Source organism: Streptomyces sp. NBC_01433 (assembly GCF_026340105.1).
Lineage (GTDB): Bacteria > Actinomycetota > Actinomycetes > Streptomycetales > Streptomycetaceae > Streptomyces.
In genome coordinates this window covers 114,867-133,474 of sequence record NZ_JAPEPM010000005.1, presented here as the reverse complement: position 1 = coordinate 133,474, position 18,608 = coordinate 114,867, and the positions used below count along the sequence as shown (strand labels likewise).

The 18,608-nt window shown below is 69.3% G+C and carries 19 protein-coding genes and 1 pseudogene; 13 read left to right on the top strand and 7 right to left on the bottom strand.

Annotated elements, in window-relative coordinates:
* Positions 1-6: 6 nt before the first annotated feature.
* The gene (locus OG413_RS42445; protein ID WP_266815189.1) at positions 7-513 is read left to right on the top strand and encodes a hypothetical protein; all 507 of its coding nucleotides are present in this window, start codon (positions 7-9) and stop codon (positions 511-513) included.
* Positions 514-761: 248 nt separating this feature from the next.
* Here the strand turns inward: OG413_RS42445 and OG413_RS42440 are convergent, their stop codons facing one another.
* A complete protein-coding gene (locus tag OG413_RS42440; protein WP_266815537.1) occupies positions 762-1,463 on the bottom strand; it encodes a hypothetical protein in 702 nt (233 codons plus the stop codon).
* 347 nt (positions 1,464-1,810) lie between these two features.
* Between OG413_RS42440 and OG413_RS42435 the strand changes: the two genes are divergently transcribed.
* The 7 genes from OG413_RS42435 (at position 1,811) to OG413_RS42405 (ending at position 8,160) form a co-directional block, all read left to right on the top strand.
* A complete protein-coding gene (locus OG413_RS42435) occupies positions 1,811-3,277 on the top strand; it encodes a phenylacetate--CoA ligase family protein (protein WP_266815187.1) in 1,467 nt (488 codons plus the stop codon).
* Positions 3,274-4,395, top strand: coding sequence for a hypothetical protein (locus OG413_RS42430; protein WP_266815186.1), 1,122 nt, complete (start codon positions 3,274-3,276; stop codon positions 4,393-4,395). The genes OG413_RS42435 and OG413_RS42430 overlap by 4 nt, the downstream gene beginning before the upstream one ends.
* A gap of 209 nt (positions 4,396-4,604) precedes the next feature.
* A complete protein-coding gene (locus OG413_RS42425) occupies positions 4,605-4,898 on the top strand; it encodes a hypothetical protein (protein ID WP_266815185.1) in 294 nt (97 codons plus the stop codon).
* 16 nt (positions 4,899-4,914) lie between these two features.
* Complete coding sequence (locus OG413_RS42420) at positions 4,915-5,061, top strand: hypothetical protein (RefSeq protein ID WP_266815184.1); 147 nt, start codon at positions 4,915-4,917, stop codon at positions 5,059-5,061.
* Between the two features lie 483 nt (positions 5,062-5,544).
* A complete protein-coding gene (locus OG413_RS42415; protein WP_266815182.1) occupies positions 5,545-6,279 on the top strand; it encodes an alpha/beta hydrolase in 735 nt (244 codons plus the stop codon).
* Between the two features lie 364 nt (positions 6,280-6,643).
* Positions 6,644-6,868, top strand: a complete 225-nt coding sequence (locus tag OG413_RS42410) for a hypothetical protein (protein WP_266815181.1) — start codon at positions 6,644-6,646, stop codon at positions 6,866-6,868.
* Positions 6,869-7,638: 770 nt separating this feature from the next.
* Positions 7,639-8,160 (top strand): DUF2231 domain-containing protein, encoded by a 522-nt coding sequence (locus tag OG413_RS42405; RefSeq protein ID WP_266815180.1) that lies wholly within the window; start codon positions 7,639-7,641, stop codon positions 8,158-8,160.
* Between the two features lie 115 nt (positions 8,161-8,275).
* On the opposite strand, the gene OG413_RS42400 is transcribed toward OG413_RS42405, so the two are convergent.
* Positions 8,276-8,674 carry a VOC family protein gene (locus OG413_RS42400; protein ID WP_266815516.1) on the bottom strand — a complete coding sequence of 133 codons (399 nt, stop codon included), beginning with the start codon at positions 8,672-8,674 and terminating at the stop codon, positions 8,276-8,278.
* 158 nt (positions 8,675-8,832) lie between these two features.
* Positions 8,833-9,267, bottom strand: coding sequence for an RICIN domain-containing protein (locus OG413_RS42395; RefSeq protein ID WP_266815179.1), 435 nt, complete (start codon positions 9,265-9,267; stop codon positions 8,833-8,835).
* A gap of 626 nt (positions 9,268-9,893) precedes the next feature.
* Here OG413_RS42395 and OG413_RS42390 point away from each other — a divergent pair.
* Positions 9,894-10,061, top strand: coding sequence for a hypothetical protein (locus OG413_RS42390; protein ID WP_266815177.1), 168 nt, complete (start codon positions 9,894-9,896; stop codon positions 10,059-10,061).
* 188 nt (positions 10,062-10,249) lie between these two features.
* Here the strand turns inward: OG413_RS42390 and OG413_RS42385 are convergent, their stop codons facing one another.
* Positions 10,250-10,849 carry a GNAT family N-acetyltransferase gene (locus tag OG413_RS42385; RefSeq protein ID WP_266815175.1) on the bottom strand — a complete coding sequence of 200 codons (600 nt, stop codon included), beginning with the start codon at positions 10,847-10,849 and terminating at the stop codon, positions 10,250-10,252.
* A gap of 216 nt (positions 10,850-11,065) precedes the next feature.
* Between OG413_RS42385 and OG413_RS42380 the strand changes: the two genes are divergently transcribed.
* On the top strand, positions 11,066-12,160 hold the full coding sequence (locus OG413_RS42380; RefSeq protein WP_266815173.1) for an endonuclease/exonuclease/phosphatase family protein: 1,095 nt from the start codon (positions 11,066-11,068) through the stop codon (positions 12,158-12,160).
* A 575-nt stretch (positions 12,161-12,735) separates the two neighbouring features.
* On the opposite strand, the pseudogene OG413_RS42375 reads toward OG413_RS42380, so the two are convergent.
* Positions 12,736-13,102, bottom strand: a pseudogene (locus tag OG413_RS42375) (hypothetical protein).
* Between the two features lie 306 nt (positions 13,103-13,408).
* On the opposite strand from OG413_RS42375, the gene OG413_RS42370 reads away from it, so the two are divergent.
* The 3 genes from OG413_RS42370 to OG413_RS42360 all read left to right on the top strand — a co-directional run bounded on the left by OG413_RS42370 (position 13,409) and on the right by OG413_RS42360 (position 16,031).
* Positions 13,409-13,975 (top strand): Uma2 family endonuclease, encoded by a 567-nt coding sequence (locus tag OG413_RS42370; RefSeq protein WP_266815172.1) that lies wholly within the window; start codon positions 13,409-13,411, stop codon positions 13,973-13,975.
* 393 nt (positions 13,976-14,368) lie between these two features.
* On the top strand, positions 14,369-14,953 hold the full coding sequence (locus OG413_RS42365; RefSeq protein WP_266815170.1) for an isochorismatase family protein: 585 nt from the start codon (positions 14,369-14,371) through the stop codon (positions 14,951-14,953).
* A 178-nt stretch (positions 14,954-15,131) separates the two neighbouring features.
* Positions 15,132-16,031: an endonuclease/exonuclease/phosphatase family protein gene (locus tag OG413_RS42360; RefSeq protein ID WP_266815514.1), complete on the top strand. Its 900-nt coding sequence runs from the start codon at positions 15,132-15,134 to the stop codon at positions 16,029-16,031.
* An 18-nt stretch (positions 16,032-16,049) separates the two neighbouring features.
* Here the strand turns inward: OG413_RS42360 and OG413_RS42355 are convergent, their stop codons facing one another.
* Both OG413_RS42355 and OG413_RS42350 read right to left on the bottom strand, forming a co-directional pair.
* Complete coding sequence (locus tag OG413_RS42355; RefSeq protein ID WP_266815168.1) at positions 16,050-17,486, bottom strand: M1 family metallopeptidase; 1,437 nt, start codon at positions 17,484-17,486, stop codon at positions 16,050-16,052.
* Positions 17,487-17,523: 37 nt separating this feature from the next.
* Positions 17,524-18,420 carry a M20/M25/M40 family metallo-hydrolase gene (locus OG413_RS42350; protein WP_266815167.1) on the bottom strand — a complete coding sequence of 299 codons (897 nt, stop codon included), beginning with the start codon at positions 18,418-18,420 and terminating at the stop codon, positions 17,524-17,526.
* Positions 18,421-18,608: the final 188 nt, after the last annotated feature.

The window sequence follows — 18,608 nt, the reverse complement described above, 5'->3', positions numbered from 1 at the left end:
GGGACAATGGATTCGCACTTCAGGGACTGGGTCCGCCTGCTCGACCGGTCCCTCGACCTGGAACTCGAAGCTGCGCTGGAGAAGGACGACGTCCGCGGATTTCTGTGGTCGGCCTTCGAGAGCAATGGCGCGATGCCGCCCGCGTACTTCGTTCCCCTGCTCATCGAGCGCCGCCGCGCCCTCGCCCAGCACGCGGTCGACTCCTTGGCGGCCGCAGCCCACCGGCAGACAGGGCAGCCGGTCGCTGTCCCCGTCCGCGTCAACGCGCCGACGGCGTACGAACCGACCGGCCAGGTCTGCGTGGGCGACGAGCCCGTCCACGGGATCGACGCACCCGCGATTGTCGTCGAGGCCGCAGAGGGCTTCCAGTGCCTGCTGGCCGACCGGGACCGTCTGGTCTGGCCGCTGTGCCCGGACCACGGATCAGGACTGCACCCATCCCGCATCGGCCCCGCCGCGGTGTGGTTCTGCCCCACGGCCGACCACGCGGTGGGCCCCGTCGTCACCACGTGACCGCCCGCCCTCATCCGCGCCGCGGGCCCTGGTTCGCGGGGCGGTTGCCGACGAGGGCAACGGGGTTACACGCTGACGCCCCGCCAGGTCACCCGCCGAACGGCGTCCCCCCGCCTCATCGCCGACGACGGCTCCCTGTGGATGACCGTCCCACCGGGAACCCCCTACTCCGCGCCGAACGGCGAGTGTTCGTTCGTGGGGCAGAAAGCCCAGGCGTCGGCGGAACTCATCGACACGGCCAACTGACCTCACTCGGTACGCCCCAGATGGCCGCGCGCGACCGCCGGTGTGATCGTGGCCAGTCCGGCAAGTTCGGCTGCCAGGCGTTGCAGGGCCTTGTGCCCGAGCCGCGTCGCTGGAGCGCGCCTGCTGCATGGCCGCTTTGGCTCGGAGCTCCTCCGCCTGCCGTGGTTGCTGCCGTACAGGCGCTCAATGTCCCGAAACGCAAGGCCAAACGTGAGGCGGCCCATGCCCGCGTCGCAGGGCAACAGGCACTCGAAGCCGCTGGGGCCACCTGGCAAAGCGCACAGCGCGATGGCCCGCACACTCTTCTGCGCGGTGCTCGACTTGCACCCGCTGGAGACGTCTCTGCCCGACATCGAGAAGGTACTGCCGGAACCAGCACCCGAGCCGCTCGCACCGGTCGACGAATCCGGGAATGAAGGGGTCCACAAGTGCGGCCCGCCCCGACGGCATTCGGGCAGGGCGTCCTGGACGAGATCGGCGAAAACGTGGCAGCGAAGTCGAAGGAGGAGCAGAAGAAGGTCGCTGCCTCGCCGTTCCTCACGGTGCAGCGCCGTGGCCTGCCGTAGCCTGCCGTAGTCGTTCATCCACGAGTGCGTACGCTCCACGACCCAGCGCTCCACGACCCAGCGCTCGGCGGCCCGGACCGGGGCGGGCACGCGCTTGCGGGCGATCCCTTCGGTGCGGCCCAACTCGGCTATCAGCACCCGGGATTTGACCCTTTCTTATCCGTCGGACGCTTGACCGGAGCGAAGGGACGGCGAAGCGGCGACGAAGCGAATACCGGGGACTCAGTTCGCCGCGAGAAACCATTGATCGTCCAATTTCCTTACTCTAAGGTCGCGTTAATCGAATGACCGTTCCCGGTCGCGAGTGCACCACCAGGAGCCCAGCCGCCCCCGGGCGGCGCGGAACAAGGGAGAGCCGTCATGGTCAAGCACTACGTCAAGTACGCCTTCAGCACGCTCACCGCGGCGATGTTCGCCAGCATGGTCTGACGCTCGGCCCCGGCCTGGACCGGGAGGACAACCCGGTCCAGGCATCAGGAGACCCCTTGTTCGGTACCGCCCTCAGCCAACTCCGCTACGGCATGGCGATTCTGCGCAACAGCCGCATCCGTCCGCAGGACCTGGAACGCATAGCTCGCGACCTCATCGCGACCCTGGCCGAGTTCGGCGAGCCCGGTGCGGACTCGGCTCTGCTCCCCGGTCAGGCGGGGGCCGTCGACCCCGCCGTACGACGGACCGTCACGGAGCGCAGCCTGCGGGCCACGGCACGGGCCGCCGCCCAGCACACGGCCCACTACCGGCGGACCTTCGACGCCCTGGGACTCGACCCGGGCAGCCTCACCCCGGAGACCTGGGACCGCGTTCCGGTTACGCCCAAGGAGGCCCTGCGCGGTCTGCCGGCCGCCTTCGTGTCCGCCGCCTCCACCCCCGCGCTGATGGCGCTCACCACGGGGACCAGCGGCACCCCCACCGCTGTCTGGTACTCCAGGGCCGAGGTGGAGATCGCGGTCGCCATGAGCACCGTCTCGGCCGTGCTCGGCATGGGCCTGCGGCCCCACCACACCATGGCGTACGCGGGCTGCTCCCGGGCGACCCTGCCGCTGCTCAACGTGGAGGAGTCGGTGACCCGGATCGGTGCCTCGTTCGTCCAGATCGGCACCGTGGACCCGGCCGTGGCGCTGGACCGGCTGGCCACCCCGCTCGGCCTGCGGGGCAAAGCCCCGCAGATCACCCATCTGACGGTCTCCGCGTCCTACCTCTCCGCCCTCGTCGAAGAAGCGGAGAGAAACGACTGGCAGGCAAAGGACTTCGGCCTGGAGTCCATCGGCGTCGGCGGTGAAGTGCTCTCCGATCCGCTGAGGGAGCGGGCCGCGGTCGCCCTGGGCGCACGGATCTCCACGGCGTACATGTCGACCGAGGCCCTTCCCTCGGGCGGCACACCGTGCACCGAGGGACATCTGCACCACACCACCGAGTTCGGGCACATGGAGATACTCGATCCCGTGACACACGGGCCGACGCCGCCCGGTGCCGTCGGCATCATCGTGCAGACGCCGTACGTCCCCTACCGGGACTGCACCCTGCTGCTGCGTTACGCGACCGGCGACCTGGTCCGACGTCCCGAGGCCGAGCCCACCTGCGAGCTGGCCCATCTGCCCGCGACCTCGCCCATACTCGGCCGATGGTCGGGTCCGCGGAGTATCGACGTACCCACCCGATCGGTGCTGGACCTGCTGGAGTCCGAGCCGGACATCCCGCTGCCGGCGCGCTACGCCCTGGTCGACCGGCCCGGGGGACCTGTCCTCCATGTACTGGTCCGCCGAACGCCCGCCGCCGCCCTGCTCGGCAGGCTGCAGGAGCGGGCCACGACGGCGGGCCTCGCGCTGGACGGCATCGTGCTCCACGACGATCCGGCCACGCTGCCGCCGACCGGCCCGGTCCGCGCCGATCTGCGCGAGCACACCTTCGAGTCCGTCCGTCCCGCCGCCGTACGCGTCGCGAGGCCGGCATGAGTACCGCCCTCGCCCTCGTGGGCCTCAACTGCGCCGTCGCCGCGATCACGGCGGCGGGTGCCGTCTACTTCGCGCGGGTCCGGATGCCCCGCCCTCCGGTCGGCAGGTACGAACTGCCCGACGTCGCCGTGATGGGCGCCGTCGTGGTGGCGGCTCCCCTGGTCTATCTGGCAGCGCCCCGGACCGCGGTGGCCGTCGTCTTCGGCCTGGTCCTCTGCGCGGCGCTCCAGTTCACCCTCGCGCCGCTGATCGGCGGGGGGCGGGCCTGGGCGGCCGCGGGGGCGCTGGTGGCCGCCACCGCCGGATGCGCGTTCGCGGACCTGCCGGTCGCCGTGACCGTACTGACCGACGTGCTGCTCGCCATCGCCGTGGTGGGAGTGGCCAACATGTGGGCACAGAGCGGGATGCGCTCCGCCCACGCGGCGTGGTTCGCGGGCATGCTCTGCTGCTACGACCTGGTGGCGACCGGACTCACCTCCGTCATGGACCGGTTCGCCGCCCAGGTCATGGGACTGCCGTTCGCCCCGCTGCTCGCGGTCACCCAGGGCAGACCACCGGTGGCGCTCGGGCTGGGCGACCTGCTGCTCCTCACGCTCTTCCCCCTGGTGGCGCTCAAGGCCTTCGGACGGGCCGCCGCACTTCTCGCGGCCGGAGTCGGACTGGCGGTCTCCGCGAGCGTCAGTCTGCTGTTCGGCCTGGGAGTGCTGACGGGCGCCTTCCCGCTCCTGACGGCACTGGGACCGCTGATCGTGTTGCAGCACGTGCTGTGGTCACGGTCCAGGTCCGGCGAGCGGACCACCGCCGAGTGGCGCGCGGGAACACCGCGCGCGGCGGCGGCCGACACCCCCACGGACCCCGACCCGGCGCTGCTCCTGGCCCTGGAACCGACCGGCGTGGACGCGCTGCGGGCGGACCTGTCCCGGGGCGACTGGCTCGCGGTCGCCGACGGCCGGGTGGTGGGCAGCGGGAAGTCCCCCGGTCAGGCACGCAGGGACGCCCGGCTCCGCGGCTGTGAATCGGTGCCTGTGGTACGCCAGAACTGGCCCGGGCTCGCGGCCGGGGCGACGACCGGCACGGCCGATACCGGCCAACTCCCGTCAGAGCCCCTCGACGTGTGAACAGGGCCGCTCGGAGCGAACGCCGCTGCCACACATGGCCATACCAAATCCTGCCGGCTGCCGAGCTCGTCGGTGTTCTCGTGTTGCCTTCCGCCACCGCTTCCCACCGTCCGGTGTCGAATCCTCGGCTGAGCACGCGTACCTCGTCGAACCTGCTCTGCGGCCGATGGTGACGTGGTGATGACGCCGTGGGGACGGCACGCGGGACGGTGATCGTCGTCAGCCTGAATGACCGGGCGGCGCCTCAGGCGGCACCACAGACGGCGCGCCAATCATCTGAAATCGAGGGGATCGATCATGGAACTCAAGGGACACGTCATTCGATTCGCCGGTGCGGGCGCGGCGATCGCATTCGGTTCGCCGCTGCCGCCTGCGCCCCGGCCTCGGCGCAGGCGGCAGCGGCGGTGAACTACCAGGTGATCAACGGCAACAGCAGCAACTCCTGCCTTCAGGTGGTGGACACCTCCGACAGGCAAGGGAAACCTCGTCCTCGGCACCTGTGACCACGGCGCGAAGCAGGTGTGGACGACCACGTCCGGCAGCCCGAAGTCCATCAGGCACGCCCGGAGCGGCAAGTACCTGCACGCGAGCGGAACCGTCGGGGCCCAGGTCGTCTTCCAGCCCATCCTCGGGACGGCGTCCCGCTTGGTGATCGACCAGGTGTGAACCGGCTGACCCCGTGAGCGCGGCGGGCCGTTCCCAGCACCGGCGGCCCACCGTCCCGGAACGCGGTGCACGGGTGTCGGATGCTGCTGCTGGGGGGCCACCTCGCGCCGGGCAGCAACAGGGAAGTGTGGCTGCACCGGTGCGGCAGCGTCAGGAAGCGTGGCTTTGTTCACGAGAACCGACAGCACCTGTAGACGAGTTCGGGAGGCGTCGGCGGTGCGTCGTGTTCGATGCTCATGAGAAACGACAGCGCCAGTGCACCCCGCCGTCGCAGAGCCGCCACTCGGGAAGTCGCGGCTCCGCAAAAACCCGTTTGAAGGACGAGTGCGGCCACTGCTACGTTTCCGGAGGCCGTGCGAGAGATCCAGGAGGTGGTACCCGTGAACGCAGTATCGACATGGGTGCTCCCCTCCGGGGTCACGGTCGGGCGATAGGCAGGTCGTCCGGGAGCGCCGTTCCAGTGCACTCCCGAAAGGCACGACCATGCATTTCACTTCCGAGCGGCGCCTCGACGACGGCGTCCTCGAACGCGAATTCACCCTCGGCGAGATCCCCGGCATCCTGTGGACACCCGCATCCGCATCCACACCGGCGCCGCTGATCCTGCTCGGCCACCCTCCCCTCGGGCTGCGCAGGATGTACCCCCGACTGGTAGACCGGGCCCGGCACTCCGTGGCGGAGGGCTTCGCCACGGCCACCATCGAGCTCCCCGGAAGCGGCGACCGGCCCCGTTGGCCCGCCGCCGAGCAGGCCCGCGCTGACCTGCGCCGGGCGATGGAGGCCGGCGAGCCGGTGAGCGACGAGATCGTCGACGCCCTCATCCTCCCGCTGGTCGAGAAGGCGGTCCCGGAATGGCAGGCCGCCCTGGACGCCCTCCTTTCGCTGCCCGAGATCGGCGGCCCGGTCGGGTACTCGGGGGGAGTGATCTCCATCGGCATCCGGCTTGCGGTGGTCGAGCCGCGCATCGTGGCCGCCGGCCTCTTCGCCGGGAGTTTCGTGCCTCGCGTCATGTTCGAGGAGGCCCGGCAGGTCACCATTCCGCTGCACGTCCTGCTGCAGTGGGACGACGAAGGGAACGACCGGCAGGCGGCCCTGGACCTGTTCGACGCCTTCGGCTCCAAGGAGAAGTCCCTGCACGCCAACATGGGCGGGCACACCGGCGTCCCGCAGTTCGCGGGGGACGCCGCGGCCCAGTTCTTCACCCGACATCTGAAGTGAGGCCGGGCCGTCGGGACCGGCAGCAGACGGTAGCTGATGTCGGCCGGTATGCCGCTCATCTAAAACAGGTCCCGGCCTTCCGCGCTCTGTGCACCATGGGCCCCTGCTGAGCTCTCGGCAGGGGCCCACGGTGCCTGAAGTCATGAACTGTTCGATCTGCAGAGCTTCGAGTGCTGCCCAAACTCGTCCACAGGTGCTGTCGGTTCTCGTGAACAAAGCCAGGAAGTACGACCTCACCGCACACCGCCTGAAGGTCGGACGCCGGCACGAAGGCGAGAGTCCTCCATCGCGCCTCTGGGTTTTCCCGGCGGAACCATGGCTTCCACCACTGCGCGGCAGGGCGCTGACCTGCTCCTCTGACCGGATGCCGCTCAGAGTGGTTCTCCAGTTCCTGCCGTACTGGATCCGCGAGCCCCTGCTCATCGTCGGCGGGCTCTTCTTCACGGGCGTTTGCTTCCACTGGTACGTCGTGAAGGCGGACTGGCGCATGGCCGTCCTCAGCGTCGTGTTCCTCGGGATCTCCATCGCGCGGGCGTCCATTCTTCGCCGCGACTGGCGGGCCCGGCCCCGAGCCGACCTGGCCGGCTGAGCCCCGCACCCGGCCCTCCCGGGCCTGGGCAACCATGGTGTTCATGGGGGGCTGTACATCGGGGCGGCCTTGTCGTCCCGCTCCGGCCGGGACCCGACAGACAACGAGACCCCGGGCGGTGCTGCCCGGGGTCTCTCTGCGCACGGTGACGTGTCCGGCCGGTTCAACGACCGGCGGCGGCCGGTGTCACGCACCTACAGCATCGGCGCCGCGCTCGCCGTCGTCGTCGCCGTCGTCGTCGGCTGTACGGCGCAAACCTGTCCAGGCATCGGTCGTTGACAAGGGTGAGGGGCACTTCCGCCGGCAGACACGCGTACGTCCTGGCGGTAGCCGACCGCGTCAGTGTGCTTGCCGGTGCGACGGGAGCCCAGGCCTACCGGGCGTACTCCTACGCCGCGAAGTCAGCTTCGTGTCCGAATCCGGTGTCACGGAGCGGAAGTCGGTGTCCAGTGTGGACGGCGGCGAGGAGTTGCTGTGGGAGGACGACCCCAAGTACAACGACGCCCTCCGATGCGGGCCAACCAGCCGCGCCAGAACCCCTCCAGGCCCCCACCGACGTGGACAAGGCCAACGACGAACGCCTCTGGGGCTGAAGTACCTGTTTCTGGACCGGAGTGTCCGGACCGTGGAAGTCGCGTATCTCCGCCCCGGCCCACTCGTTCTTGGTCATTCGGGTTCATTGGGCGTATGACCTGCTATCCGTGTCCGCCGAGGGGGGAGGCAAGTAGTCGCCCGGTCCGGTCAGCGCCGCCTTAGAAGGAGCACCCTTCATGGGTCCCGTCGTCATCCACGGAGTTCCCGCGCATGCGCTGCTCGTGCACGTCGTGGTGGTCCTGGTGCCGCTCACCGCTTTCGCTCTCCTGGTGTGCGCAGTGGTGCCGTCCTGGATCCGGAGGCTGGGCATCGTGCTGCCGGGGCTCGCTCTGGTCACGCTCATCAGCGTGCCGGTGACCACCCACGCGGGAGAGTGGCTGAAGCGGCGCGTTCCCAGCAGCCCCTTGGTCGAAAAGCATGCCGATCTCGGCGGCACCCTGTGGCCCTGGGTACTGGCGATGTTCCTCGTCGCGGCCGCCGTGTGGTGGGCGGGCCGCCGCTCCCCCTTCGCCTCCGAGACGGCCCAGCCGGGAAACTGGCGGACCGGAACGGCGATCCTCCGCGTTCCGTTGCATGTCGTCGCGGTCGTCCTGGCCATTGTCGTCGCCGCCGGCTCAGTCATTCAGCTCTATCGGATCGGCGACGCGGGCGCTGTCTCCGTCTGGCGCGGCAGCTTCTCCGACAAGCCCCTCGGCTGACTTGTCCTTTTCAGCCCTGCGATGTTTGCTACGTGCTACGCCGTTCAGGCAGCCGTAGCCTGGGCGCCGGTACGAGTCCGAAGTTCCCTGCTCCGGCGGGGGAACGCGCGGTCTGTCAGGGCGCCGACTCGTCACCGCCGCTGGGTGCATGGCTCAGGTCCACAACGCAGAAGATGTTGCCGTCCGGGTCGGCGAGAACTACGAAGTCGGGTTCGGGCGGGTAGAGGTCCCAGTCGACGGTTCGCGCGCCGAGACCGACCAGTCGCCGGACCTCCGCCTGTTGTTCCTCGGCCGTATCGGTGAAGAGGTCCAGGTGGAGACGGGGATGCGGCTCGGCCGGGGACGTGCTGCGCAGCAGGCCAAGGGCCCGGCCGGAGCCGTCGGGGTGATTGAGCGTCCGCCACGTTTCGCTCTTCCACTCCTCAGCGGCGACCAGGTTCAACGCCGCGGTCCAGAAGGCCACTGCGCGGGGAATGTCCGTGACACCAATGACAGGGATTCCGAGTCTCAGCATGAGGGCGAGCCTAGGGGCTGTCCCGTCGGATCGTCGGATCGTTGGTCTGCGTGCGCCGTTGACGAACTCGCTGATCGTGCTCTCGATGGCGGCCCGCAGCGAGTAGCGCGAGAACCGTTCCTGGGGCTGCTGCTCGGTCCGGGGTTCGGACTCGATGTCTACCGCTTGCTGACCGACCACTGCTCGGCAGCGCCTCCGTGGCAGACGTTGACTTCCACGAAGCCGTCGTCCTCCGCGCACATTCCCGTATAGACGTTCTTGATGGTTCCGGACTGGCCGGTCGAGGGCATGTTCCATTCCTGGCCGGTACCCCCGTTGCAGTCCTCCGTACGAGTGGCTTGGGCTCCCGGCCCGTAGTCGGTCAGGCACTGGCCCGTGAGAGCGTTCCTGAGCGTGGCGGCCGTGTCGGGGCCTGTCATCTCCCATGTCTCGACGGAGCCGCCGCCGTTGCACTCATGCAGCAACCCGCCCGAGTTCCTTGCGGGGGAGAACACGCACCGACCCGAGTAGTCGCTCTTGATCACCACGAGCCTCGCCTCCGGCTCCGCGCCTGCGGCGATGTCGGCCGGGGCCGCCAGAACGGAGCACGCCAAAGCTCCAACGGTCACGGCCGTGGAGAAACCGAGAGAACCCATATCCTCACCTTTCACTCGATAAGCAGCGGATCGTTTACGAGAGTGTTTCCCGGCGACGGAGCGGATCAAGGCGTCCGAAAGAAGGGTCCGAGGCAGCGCCGCCACACCGTGGGCCGGGGACGGCTGGTCAGGAGGCGTTATCGGCTGCATCGACGCGGTGGACACGTCCTCGGTGTTCACGATCTTCGGCAAGGCCCTCGACCGCGTGGCGAGGCTTCGCGGTGTGACGGAACCGGACCCGGGCGGTATGCGTGAGCCGGCCGGCCGGGATCAGGCCGTCCCGGACGACGAAGTCACCCCCACCGATCGGGGGCAACCGGTGTCTGCCCCAGAGCCGGGATAGCCCCCCACGGTACGACCGGCTCCATCGGACCCTGTTTACGGTGCCGTGTGTCCGCCCCCTGTTCACCAGGCTCTGTACCCAGGATGCTCTTGACCACGAGCGCCGATGAGGGAGGCCCAGTGAACTGCCCTACGTGCGGAGCCGGCGCGACCCAGGGAAGCGACGGGTCGTGGGTGTGCAACAACCAGTGCGGCTGGGCATCCGGGATTACACCGCCGTCCCCGGCGGTACGCTCCGGTCCATGGCAGAAGAGAAACCCCCGGCGGCCTACCGGCCACCAGAGATCACCTACATCGGGTGCGCCCAGTGCGGCACCCAGATCGCGGGACTCGACGGCAGGTACGCCTGCCCCGGGTGCGGCTGGGTGAACGACTGGTCCGAAGGACACACACCACTCACCGACAACTGAGCGCAACGGCGGCCGAACGAGGGCACACGTTCGAGTGCACCCGAGAAGATTCGGCCAGGCGCAGCACATTGCACGCCGACGGTCAGCAACCGCCGTGTGCCGCTCCCCTCGCCCGCTCTTGAGGGCCCGACTCGTGGAAGATCCGCCACAGTCAGCGGCCTCGGCTCTGGAGCTCCCGCCCGTGTCCGTCAACAGGTCTCTGCGGCCGCCAACTTGTCCGCCTGATGGCGGGTCAGCCGCCAGACCTGTTCCATGCCGGTCCTGGCCGGGGCAAGGCGCTCGGCAGGGTGCTCGGCAGGGCGCTCAGCGGGGCGGCGAAGGTGTTCGGCGAAGCCGAGCCGGGCCGGGACGGCAGCGCTGGCGCGGTTGGCCGGGTCGTGGACCACCTCGACGTAGTCGACGCCGGGGAAGCGGAAGCCCTGGTCGACCAGGGCGCGCGCGGCCCGGGTGGCCACGCCCCGGCCAGTGGCTGCCGGGTGCAGCCAGTAGCCGATCTCACGGCCGTTGACCGGGCTGTCATCACGTCGGAACAGCTGGCAGGCGCCGACGACGGCCCCGCCCAGCACGATCGCGTAGGTGAACTCCCGGCCTTTGTCCCAGGCCTCCTGTCGGCGGGCCAGGAATTCGGCGGTCTTGGCCAGGCTGGGCTCGGCGACCCACGGCATCCACGGGCGCAGGTGCTCCAGTGACTCCTTGATGACCTCGAACAACTCCGGAAGGTCCGCCTCGCGGTCGAAACGGCGAAGCGTCACGTCACCCAGTTCCATCACGTGCGGTGCAAGGTCCATCTGCGGAGGATCGTCCCCGGCCGCCGTCGATGGCAACGGGATTTTCGAACTCCGAGCAGCTTGGTTGCCCCACGCGGCGGAGGCGCTATTGATCATTCAACATCTGGCGTTGTGCCTGGGTTCATGTGTCATACACGAGTGGCCTCGACAATTTGTCCCGGCCCGTGTCGAATCGTGACCGGGCCATGGATGCGTGGCAATTACTGGAGGTCATGGATGGTCAGGCGTCGCGAGCTGCTCGGGATGGTCGGCGCGACCGTCGGCGCGGGAGTGCTGGCAATGGGCACGGCCGAGGCCGCCCCGCAGGACGCGCGGAACCACCGCCGTCCCTCGCACCGCACCCTCAAGGTCATGCAGTTCAACATCTGGCTCGGCGGCAGCCGGGTGCCGGGCGGCCGGGCGGGTATCGCCGACACCGTCGCCGCGGTCGGGCCGGACGTGGTGATGCTCAGCGAGTCGACCCCGGAGCGGGTGGCCGATCTCCTGGCCGATCTCGCCGAGCGCGGGCTGACGTACTTCGACAACGCGAACCCGGCCGATCCCGCCGTGATCTCGCGCTACCCGGTCATCGAGCACGCGTCGTTCCCGTCCTGGTCGAAGGCGGTCGTCTCGGTCGACGGCACCGAGGTCGCGGCCTACTCCGGGCACCTGGAGTACCGCTATTACGTCACCTACCTGCCGCGCGGCTACGGCGGCGGCACACCGCCGCCCCTGGAGACCTCCGAGTACGGCTGGGACGAGATCCCGACCGGTCCGATCACCGATGCCGGCCTGATCACACGGCTCAACGCGGCCTCGGGACGCACCAAGGTGACGCGGACGGTGCTCGCGGACGCCGCGAAGGAACGGGCCAAGGGGCGGCTGACGCTGCTGGCCGGTGACTTCAACGAGCCCTCCCACCGGGACTGGAACCACCGGACCCGGAACCTGTTCGACCACAACGGCACCGTCGTCAAGTGGTCGACCACGAAGGCGATCGAGGACGCCGGATTCCGCGACAGTTATCGCGTGATCCACCCGGACCCCGTCCGCACACCGGGCTTCACCTGGCCGAGCGACAACCCGGGCGCCGACGTCGGACAGCTCACCTGGGCGCCGAAGGCCGACGAGCGGGACCGGATCGACTTCGTCTTCTACCACCCGGACCGGCGGATCCGGCTGCTCGACAGCGTGATCGTCGGGCCGTCCAGCACCATCGTGCGCAACAAGCGGGTGGAGGAGCCGGGCAGGGACAGGTTCTGGGAGCCCACCTGGACCTGGCCGACGGACCACAAGGCCGTACTCAGCACCTTCCGAGTGGCCACCCGCTGAGCAGGTTCGTACCCCGGTAGGGACCGTCACCCGTGTGGGCGGCCGCCGACCCCGGGTCGCGGCCGCACCGGCCTCGCCCCGAACCGGGCGCGACACCGAACCGCGTTCGCGCGAGGAGCCGTGGGCGTGGTGTCCCGTGCGAGGCAGCGGGACCTCGCCACCACCCGCCCGATCAACCAAAACGGCCCGCCGAGGAAACCGACGGACCGTCAAGAAATATCGAGGCTAGCGGATTTAAGTAAGAGCGGTAGCAATCCAGAAAAGCCCGATAAGAATTGCGCCTGCACCGATCGCCCGAAAGGTATTGACCGTCGCCGCCCCCGGGTTCATGAAATCCGAGATGGATTCGAATATTCGACTTGCAAGGCTCCCAAAATTCCCCAAAAGGCAAATGCCAAAAGTCAGAACCAAGACCCCTACAGAGACGGCAAACACACGGACACCCTTCGATAGGAAAACTGTGACGCCCAGAAACGCCCGCTTTGCGCATAGTTCTTCCCGCCGCTGAACTCCGTTCCCAGGTCGATGCAACTGTCCTCATCGCAGCCATCACGAGTGACTATGACCCACGGTCGTCATACAGCGGGGTCCACGTTCCAAGCCTCGGGTTAATTCGCTGGCGCAGAAGACGCAGACGAAGTCGTCCTCGCGCACGATGTTGTGCTCCTGGCAGCCGGGACAGCGCCGGAACACCACTTCGTGGGTGAAGCCGGACGGACGCCCGAGGTCCACGTGTTCGCTTCGTCGCGGCGCCGGCCGAAGCACGCCGTCCGTGCCGACCACGAAGGTGAACGGTTCGGCCAGCTCCTCTGCCGATCTCTCAGCGACCCAACTGCTGAAGTCAGCCGCCGAGCTGATCCGGCAGCCCACGCCGCCGGGCCGGACCGCAGCCCTCAGATCGACCGGTCCGACATATCGGTAACTCCGCCCCCGCACACTCATGTGATCCAACCTAGAACACTTCCGACACACGCCCTGAACTTGATACTTAACGTCCGGCGACTGTTCCTCGTCAGTCGGGATTCGAAGGCTGCGTGTCCTGGTCGGCCAGTGTCGTGGCGACCAACGCCGTGAAGTATTTGAGTACGTCGAACGGGATCCCCTGGATACCGTCAAAGTGGGCGTAGGGGGCTTTTCCATGCCCGGATCATGGCGATTACGGTGACGGCCGCAGGACCTGCGGTGGCCGACAGGTGTGAGGCCGCTACCCTGAGTGGTCAGGACCGGCAGCGCGGGAGGAGACACCGGATGACCAGCGCACCCGACTACAGCCACGACGGGATCGACTCCGAGCGCGCCCTCAAGTACGCCGTCCAGCACATCCGCGGCGACCGCGTCCAGATCATCGAGGGGATCATCGAGCCGGTGTCACCGACCTGGGACCACGAACGCGCCGCCCGGATAGTACGCCGGCAACTTGAGGACCGCGTCGACGAACTCGGCTGCGTCGAAGGTTCCGGGAACCTGGACCTGCCCGGATCGTCGAACTGGTACGTACCCGACCTCGCCGTCGTCCCCGAAGAACTCGCCAAGGGCGGCGGGGCGCTGCTCCCCGACCAGACTCTCCTCGTCGTGGAGGTGACGTCGGAATCGAACGCGGAGACCGACCGGGTGGTGAAGCGGCGCCGGTACGCCGAGTACGGCGCTCCGCTCTACCTCCTCGTCGACCGGATCGAGGGATCCGTGACCCTGTTCTCCGAGCCCGGCCGGCTCGGGTACACCCGGGTCGACGGGCCGCACCCGTTCGGCGTCGTGCTGCGCCTCCCGGACCCGTTCGACCTGGGCCTGGACACCAGCGGCCTCGCGCCCGCCTGAGCAGAACACCAACACCAGCACGGAGCATCAGCACCAGCACCCCGCCGCTGGCCGGCGGCTCCTCGCGGGTCGGCCCGGTGAATGAGATGCCCCACCGGAACGGTGACGACCCGCCCGCAAGGGACACGACGGGCCAACTCGGCGATTCCTTCCCGCGGAATGTGCCTTCCTGGACCGCCCGCCACCACAAGGGTCTCCGCGGTGATTTCGCTGAGGTCCTCCAGCCGCTCCGGATCAGGGCTGTCGATCTGCCGTCCGACAGCCGGCACCATCTCCCAGTCGAAAGCCGGCTTCCCGCTCGGCCTGGTCGGAGTGGTCCGCTACCTGGGGCGTGGCACCGGAACATCCCCATGCCCGAAACGCAGCCGCGTCGCCACCGGTCATGATGGGGCCATGAGTGAGCGTGTGCTGCCCGTCGAGGCCCTCGTCGTCGTCGACCTTCAGTCGGCCTTCGTGTCCGGTGACGGGGCCGTGCCCGAGGCCGCACGGCTGGTCGCGCGGACGACGGATCTGGTCTCGCGGGCGCGGCGGAGTGGTGCGCTCGTGGTGCACCTCCAGAACGACGGGCCGGCCGGGGCGGTCGACGAACCCCATTCGCCCGGCTGGGAACTCCATCTCCCCGTCGAGGCGGGCTCTTGGGAGGTCGTGATCCGCAAGACCGAGGACGACGGCTTCGCCGGGACTTCCCTGGAGGGCGTGTTGGCCGGAGCGGGAGTGCGGGGATTCGCCATCTGCGGAACGATGTCCGAGATGTGCGTCCTCGCCACGGCCCGCAGGGGCCTGGAGCTGGATTACCGGGTCGTCCTTCCGCACGATGCCCACGCGACGTACGACATCCCGGCAGCCGAGGGAATCAGTGACCTGGTTCCGGCCGCCGCGGCCTCCCGGGTCGCCGAGTGGGCTCTCGGGGACGAGGTCGAGGTCGTCGCTCACGCCGCGGACGTCATGTTCATAGCCCCGCGCCCACGGCCGCGCTGACCGTTCCTCAGGCGTGGTGCGTCAGGATCGGTCAGGTGGAGGGGGAGCCATGGTGCGGCGGGTGTACAGCGATGTGGTGGCCAGGGGGAAGGCGGCGTTCCGGCGGGCGGGGCGGTGGGCCCGGGGCAGGGACGCGGAGGGGCGCGCGGGGGGCCGGTCGGCCTGGGCACGGGGGTGGGTGCTCGCCGCGCTCGCGGTGCTGACGGCCTGGCTGCTCGTGTTCCACCGGGCCTTCGCCCGCCTCGCGGGCCGTCCCGGCAGTCTGCTGGAGGCGTTCCTCCCCTGGCTCGGCCTCGTGGTCGTGGTGCTGCTCGCGTTGGCCCTGCTGCGCCGTTCGGCCACCGCGCTGGTGGCCCTGCTGTTGCCGGTGGCGGCCTGGACGTACCTCTTCGGCGGGCTGTTCCTGCCGGGGCCGGACGCGCGTGACCTGGTCGTGGTGCAGCACAACGTCAGCGACGAGAACGCCGACCCGGCGGGCACGGCCCGCGCCCTGGCCGGGGCCGAGCCGGATCTCATCGCGCTGGAGGAGCTGGTGCCTCCCGCGCTGAGCGTCTACGAGAAGAGCCTGGCCCCGGACTACCCGTACCACGCGGTCCGGGGCACCGTCGGACTCTGGTCGAAGCATCCGCTGTCCGGCACACGGCAGTTGGACATCAAGCCCCGGGGAATCACGGCGGGCTGGAGCCGCGGGCTGCGGACCGTGGTCCACACCCCGCACGGCGAGGTCGCCGCGTACGTCGCGCACCTGCCCTCGGTCCGCGTCCGGGCGAGCGGCCTCGCCTCCTCCTGGCGCGACGAGAGCGCCGGCCTGCTGGGCGAGGCCCTCGCCGCCGAGGAGCTGCGCACGGTGGTGCTGATGGGCGATCTCAACAGCACGGTCGACGATCACGGACTGGCCCCGCTGACCTCACGGATGAACACGGCCCGGCGCGGCTTCGCCTTCAGCTTCCCCGCCGCCCTCCCGCTGGCCCGGATCGACCAGGTCATGGCCCGTTCGGCGACCGTCGACCACATCCGTACGCTGCCCGCCACCGGCAGCGACCACCTGCCCGTCGCCGCCCGGATCACCCTGGGCTGATCGGCACCGTCCGGCAGGTCACCGAAGGCGGCCGAGGCTTCCGGGGTACAGGTACTTCCGTTCCGGGACGGTGGTGCCGTGTACCCAGGCGTCGAAGAATCCGGTGAGGTCCGGCCGGCCGGAGACCTTCTTCGCGAGTGCTTCGAACTGTGGCCAGGTGGCGTTGCCGTAACGGTGTTCCTTCTGCCACTGCCGGAGGGTCCCGAAGAAGGCGGTGTCCCCGATCGTCCGTCGCAGGGCGTGCATCATCATGGACCCCTTGTCGTACAGCGCCGGGTCCAGCTCCTTGCCCTGGCCCGGGTCGTAGAGCTTCACGTTCCAGAAGCCGGGTTCCTGCTCGCTCTCCTCCACCATGCCGGCGTAGAAGCCGGTGTCGAGGTCGGCGCCGCCCTTCTCGTCCCACAACTGGTTGGTGTACTGAGCGACGCACTCGGCGATGCAGCCGTCACGCCAGTCCGAGAACGAGACGCTGTTGCCGAACCACTGATGGGCGTACTCGTGCACCATCGAGGCGTCGAACATCATTCCGCCGTACGTCGGGCGGCTCTGCGTCTCCAGTGCGAGGGGGCCGTTGCCGCCCCCGTCGGCTTCGCCGTTGATGACGATGCCGCCGGCCGAGGAGAAGGGGTACGGGCCGAACTTCGAGGCCAGGAAGTCGATGATCTCCGGCAGCAGCGCCTCGGACTCCGGGTCGATCACGGCGCCGGGGCTGTAGGCGTTGATGACCGGGGTGCCGTCGGCCAGTTTCGAGGTGTGAACCGTGAACTTGTCGATGGCGATGGTGCTGAGGTAGGTGGCGAGCGGCCTGTCCTCGTACCAGCGGAAGGTCTTTCTGCCCTTGGCGGGGGTGGTGGTCGCACCGGGGCGGCCGTTGCCGATCACGGTCCAGGTGTCGGGGACCGTCGCGGTGAGCCGGAAGGTCGCCTTGTCGGACGGGTGGTCGTTGGCCGGGTACCAGGCGGTGGCGGAGTGCGGTTCGCCGGTCACGTTCGCCCCGCCGTTGGTGAGCCGGTGCCAGCTCTGGCCGACGGGCTTGCCGGAGTAGCGGACGCGGACGGCGAACTTCGCGCCCTTGGCGATCCGGGCGGCCGGGGTGATGACCAGTTCGTGCGCCCCGCTTCGGGCGAAGCTCCTGGCGGGGACGCCGTCGACGGTGACCGAGGCGACCTGGAAGCCCTCCAGGTCCAGGTTGAAGCGGTCGAGCCCGCCGGTGGCCGTGGCGGTGACGGTGGTGTCACCGTCGAGGTGGTCGGGGCGGGCCGGGTCGTAGGCCACGCGGACGTCGTAGTGGGAGACGTCGTATCCGGAGTTGCCGTCGTCGGGGAAGTACGGGTCCCCCACACCGGACCCGCCGCCGCCGGTGGTGGCCGAGGAGGGCACGGCGGTCAGCAGCACGCTGCCTGCCAGGATGCCCACCACCGCGGAACAGCGGTGTCGTTTCGTCGTACTGCGCATATGTCCTGCTCCTGACCGTAGTGGCCGTGGTCGGTGATCAGCGGGTGGCGAGCTGCCAGGTCACGCCGAGAATGGCGTTGGTGCTGAGGGTCTCGGTCTCGGGGTCCACGTTGTCGATGCGGTCGCAGGCGTCGTGGAGGCAGTCGCCGACGCCGGTGTTGAAGCCGGAGACCGGGATACCGGCGTCACCGAAGGACTCGTGGTCCGAGCCGCCGATGCCGATGTCGAAGGTGGGCAGGCCCTTGGCCGCGAAGTACGCCTCGAACGCGTCAGTGGCCCTGGGGTCGTCGTGGACGACGAGCCACTGCTGCACGTTCCTGCTGCCGGTCATGTCGAAGTTGAGGTAGACGTCGATCTTCTCGCGTCCGGCGGCGGAGAGCTTGCGCACGTAGTCCTTGGAGCCGATCAGGCCCTGCTCCTCCGCTCCCCACCAGGCGAACCGCAGATGACGCTTGGGCGCGACACCCGCCCGCGACATCGCGACGGCGGTGGCGAGCACGGCGGCCGAGCCGGAGCCGTTGTCGTTCATGCCGGGCCCGGCCTCGACGCTGTCGAGGTGTGCGCCGACGAGCACGACGTGGTCCGGGTCGCCTCCCGGCCAGTCCGCGATGAGGTTGTGTCCGACGACACCGTTGTGGGTGAAGGGCCGCAGGCCGGTGCGGAAGCCCGCCTTGTCCAGCACGCCCTTCACATACGCCAGCGACTGCTGGAAGCCCTTGGTGCCGTGGGCGCGGTTGCCTCCGGTGCGGTCCGCGATCGACTGCAGCGCCCGCAGGTGCGGCATGACCTGCTCCGTGGTGACGACGGGTATCCCCGGCGTCCTCGGCGTCTTCGGCGCGGCGGGTTCGGCCGCCGCCGCGGCGGGGACGGCGACCAGTGCCGCACACAGGCCGAGTACCGCGGCCGTGCGCCGCATGCGGCTGAGTATCTCCATGCGTGACTCTCTCCTTGAAGGCAAGGCGGGATCCTCCGGCGCGGAGCCGGAAGAAGAGAGTCGCTGGGTGATGTCAGAAAACTGTCAGAAACCTGTGGCCGCCCAGTGGTTCGTCGTCCACGGGAGGCACGTGGTTCGTGCGGCGGCTGATACCGCCGTTGCCCCGCTCCCGGCCCACCGCGTGTGCG

Excerpts from the sequence above, each read along its gene's own strand:
- OG413_RS42445 (WP_266815189.1), top strand. The coding sequence starts at position 7 with ATGGATTCGCACTTCAGGGACTGGGTCCGCCTGCTCGACCGGTCCCTC.
- OG413_RS42430 (WP_266815186.1), top strand. The coding sequence starts at position 3,274 with ATGAGTACCGCCCTCGCCCTCGTGGGCCTCAACTGCGCCGTCGCCGCG.
- OG413_RS42415 (WP_266815182.1), top strand. The coding sequence starts at position 5,545 with ATGCATTTCACTTCCGAGCGGCGCCTCGACGACGGCGTCCTCGAACGC.
- OG413_RS42410 (WP_266815181.1), top strand. The coding sequence starts at position 6,644 with ATGCCGCTCAGAGTGGTTCTCCAGTTCCTGCCGTACTGGATCCGCGAG.
- OG413_RS42405 (WP_266815180.1), top strand. The coding sequence starts at position 7,639 with ATGGGTCCCGTCGTCATCCACGGAGTTCCCGCGCATGCGCTGCTCGTG.
- OG413_RS42400 (WP_266815516.1), bottom strand. The coding sequence starts at position 8,674 with ATGCTGAGACTCGGAATCCCTGTCATTGGTGTCACGGACATTCCCCGC.
- OG413_RS42390 (WP_266815177.1), top strand. The coding sequence starts at position 9,894 with ATGGCAGAAGAGAAACCCCCGGCGGCCTACCGGCCACCAGAGATCACC.
- OG413_RS42385 (WP_266815175.1), bottom strand. The coding sequence starts at position 10,849 with ATGGACCTTGCACCGCACGTGATGGAACTGGGTGACGTGACGCTTCGC.
- OG413_RS42380 (WP_266815173.1), top strand. The coding sequence starts at position 11,066 with ATGGTCAGGCGTCGCGAGCTGCTCGGGATGGTCGGCGCGACCGTCGGC.
- OG413_RS42370 (WP_266815172.1), top strand. The coding sequence starts at position 13,409 with ATGACCAGCGCACCCGACTACAGCCACGACGGGATCGACTCCGAGCGC.
- OG413_RS42365 (WP_266815170.1), top strand. The coding sequence starts at position 14,369 with ATGAGTGAGCGTGTGCTGCCCGTCGAGGCCCTCGTCGTCGTCGACCTT.
- OG413_RS42355 (WP_266815168.1), bottom strand. The coding sequence starts at position 17,486 with ATGCGCAGTACGACGAAACGACACCGCTGTTCCGCGGTGGTGGGCATC.
- OG413_RS42350 (WP_266815167.1), bottom strand. The coding sequence starts at position 18,420 with ATGGAGATACTCAGCCGCATGCGGCGCACGGCCGCGGTACTCGGCCTG.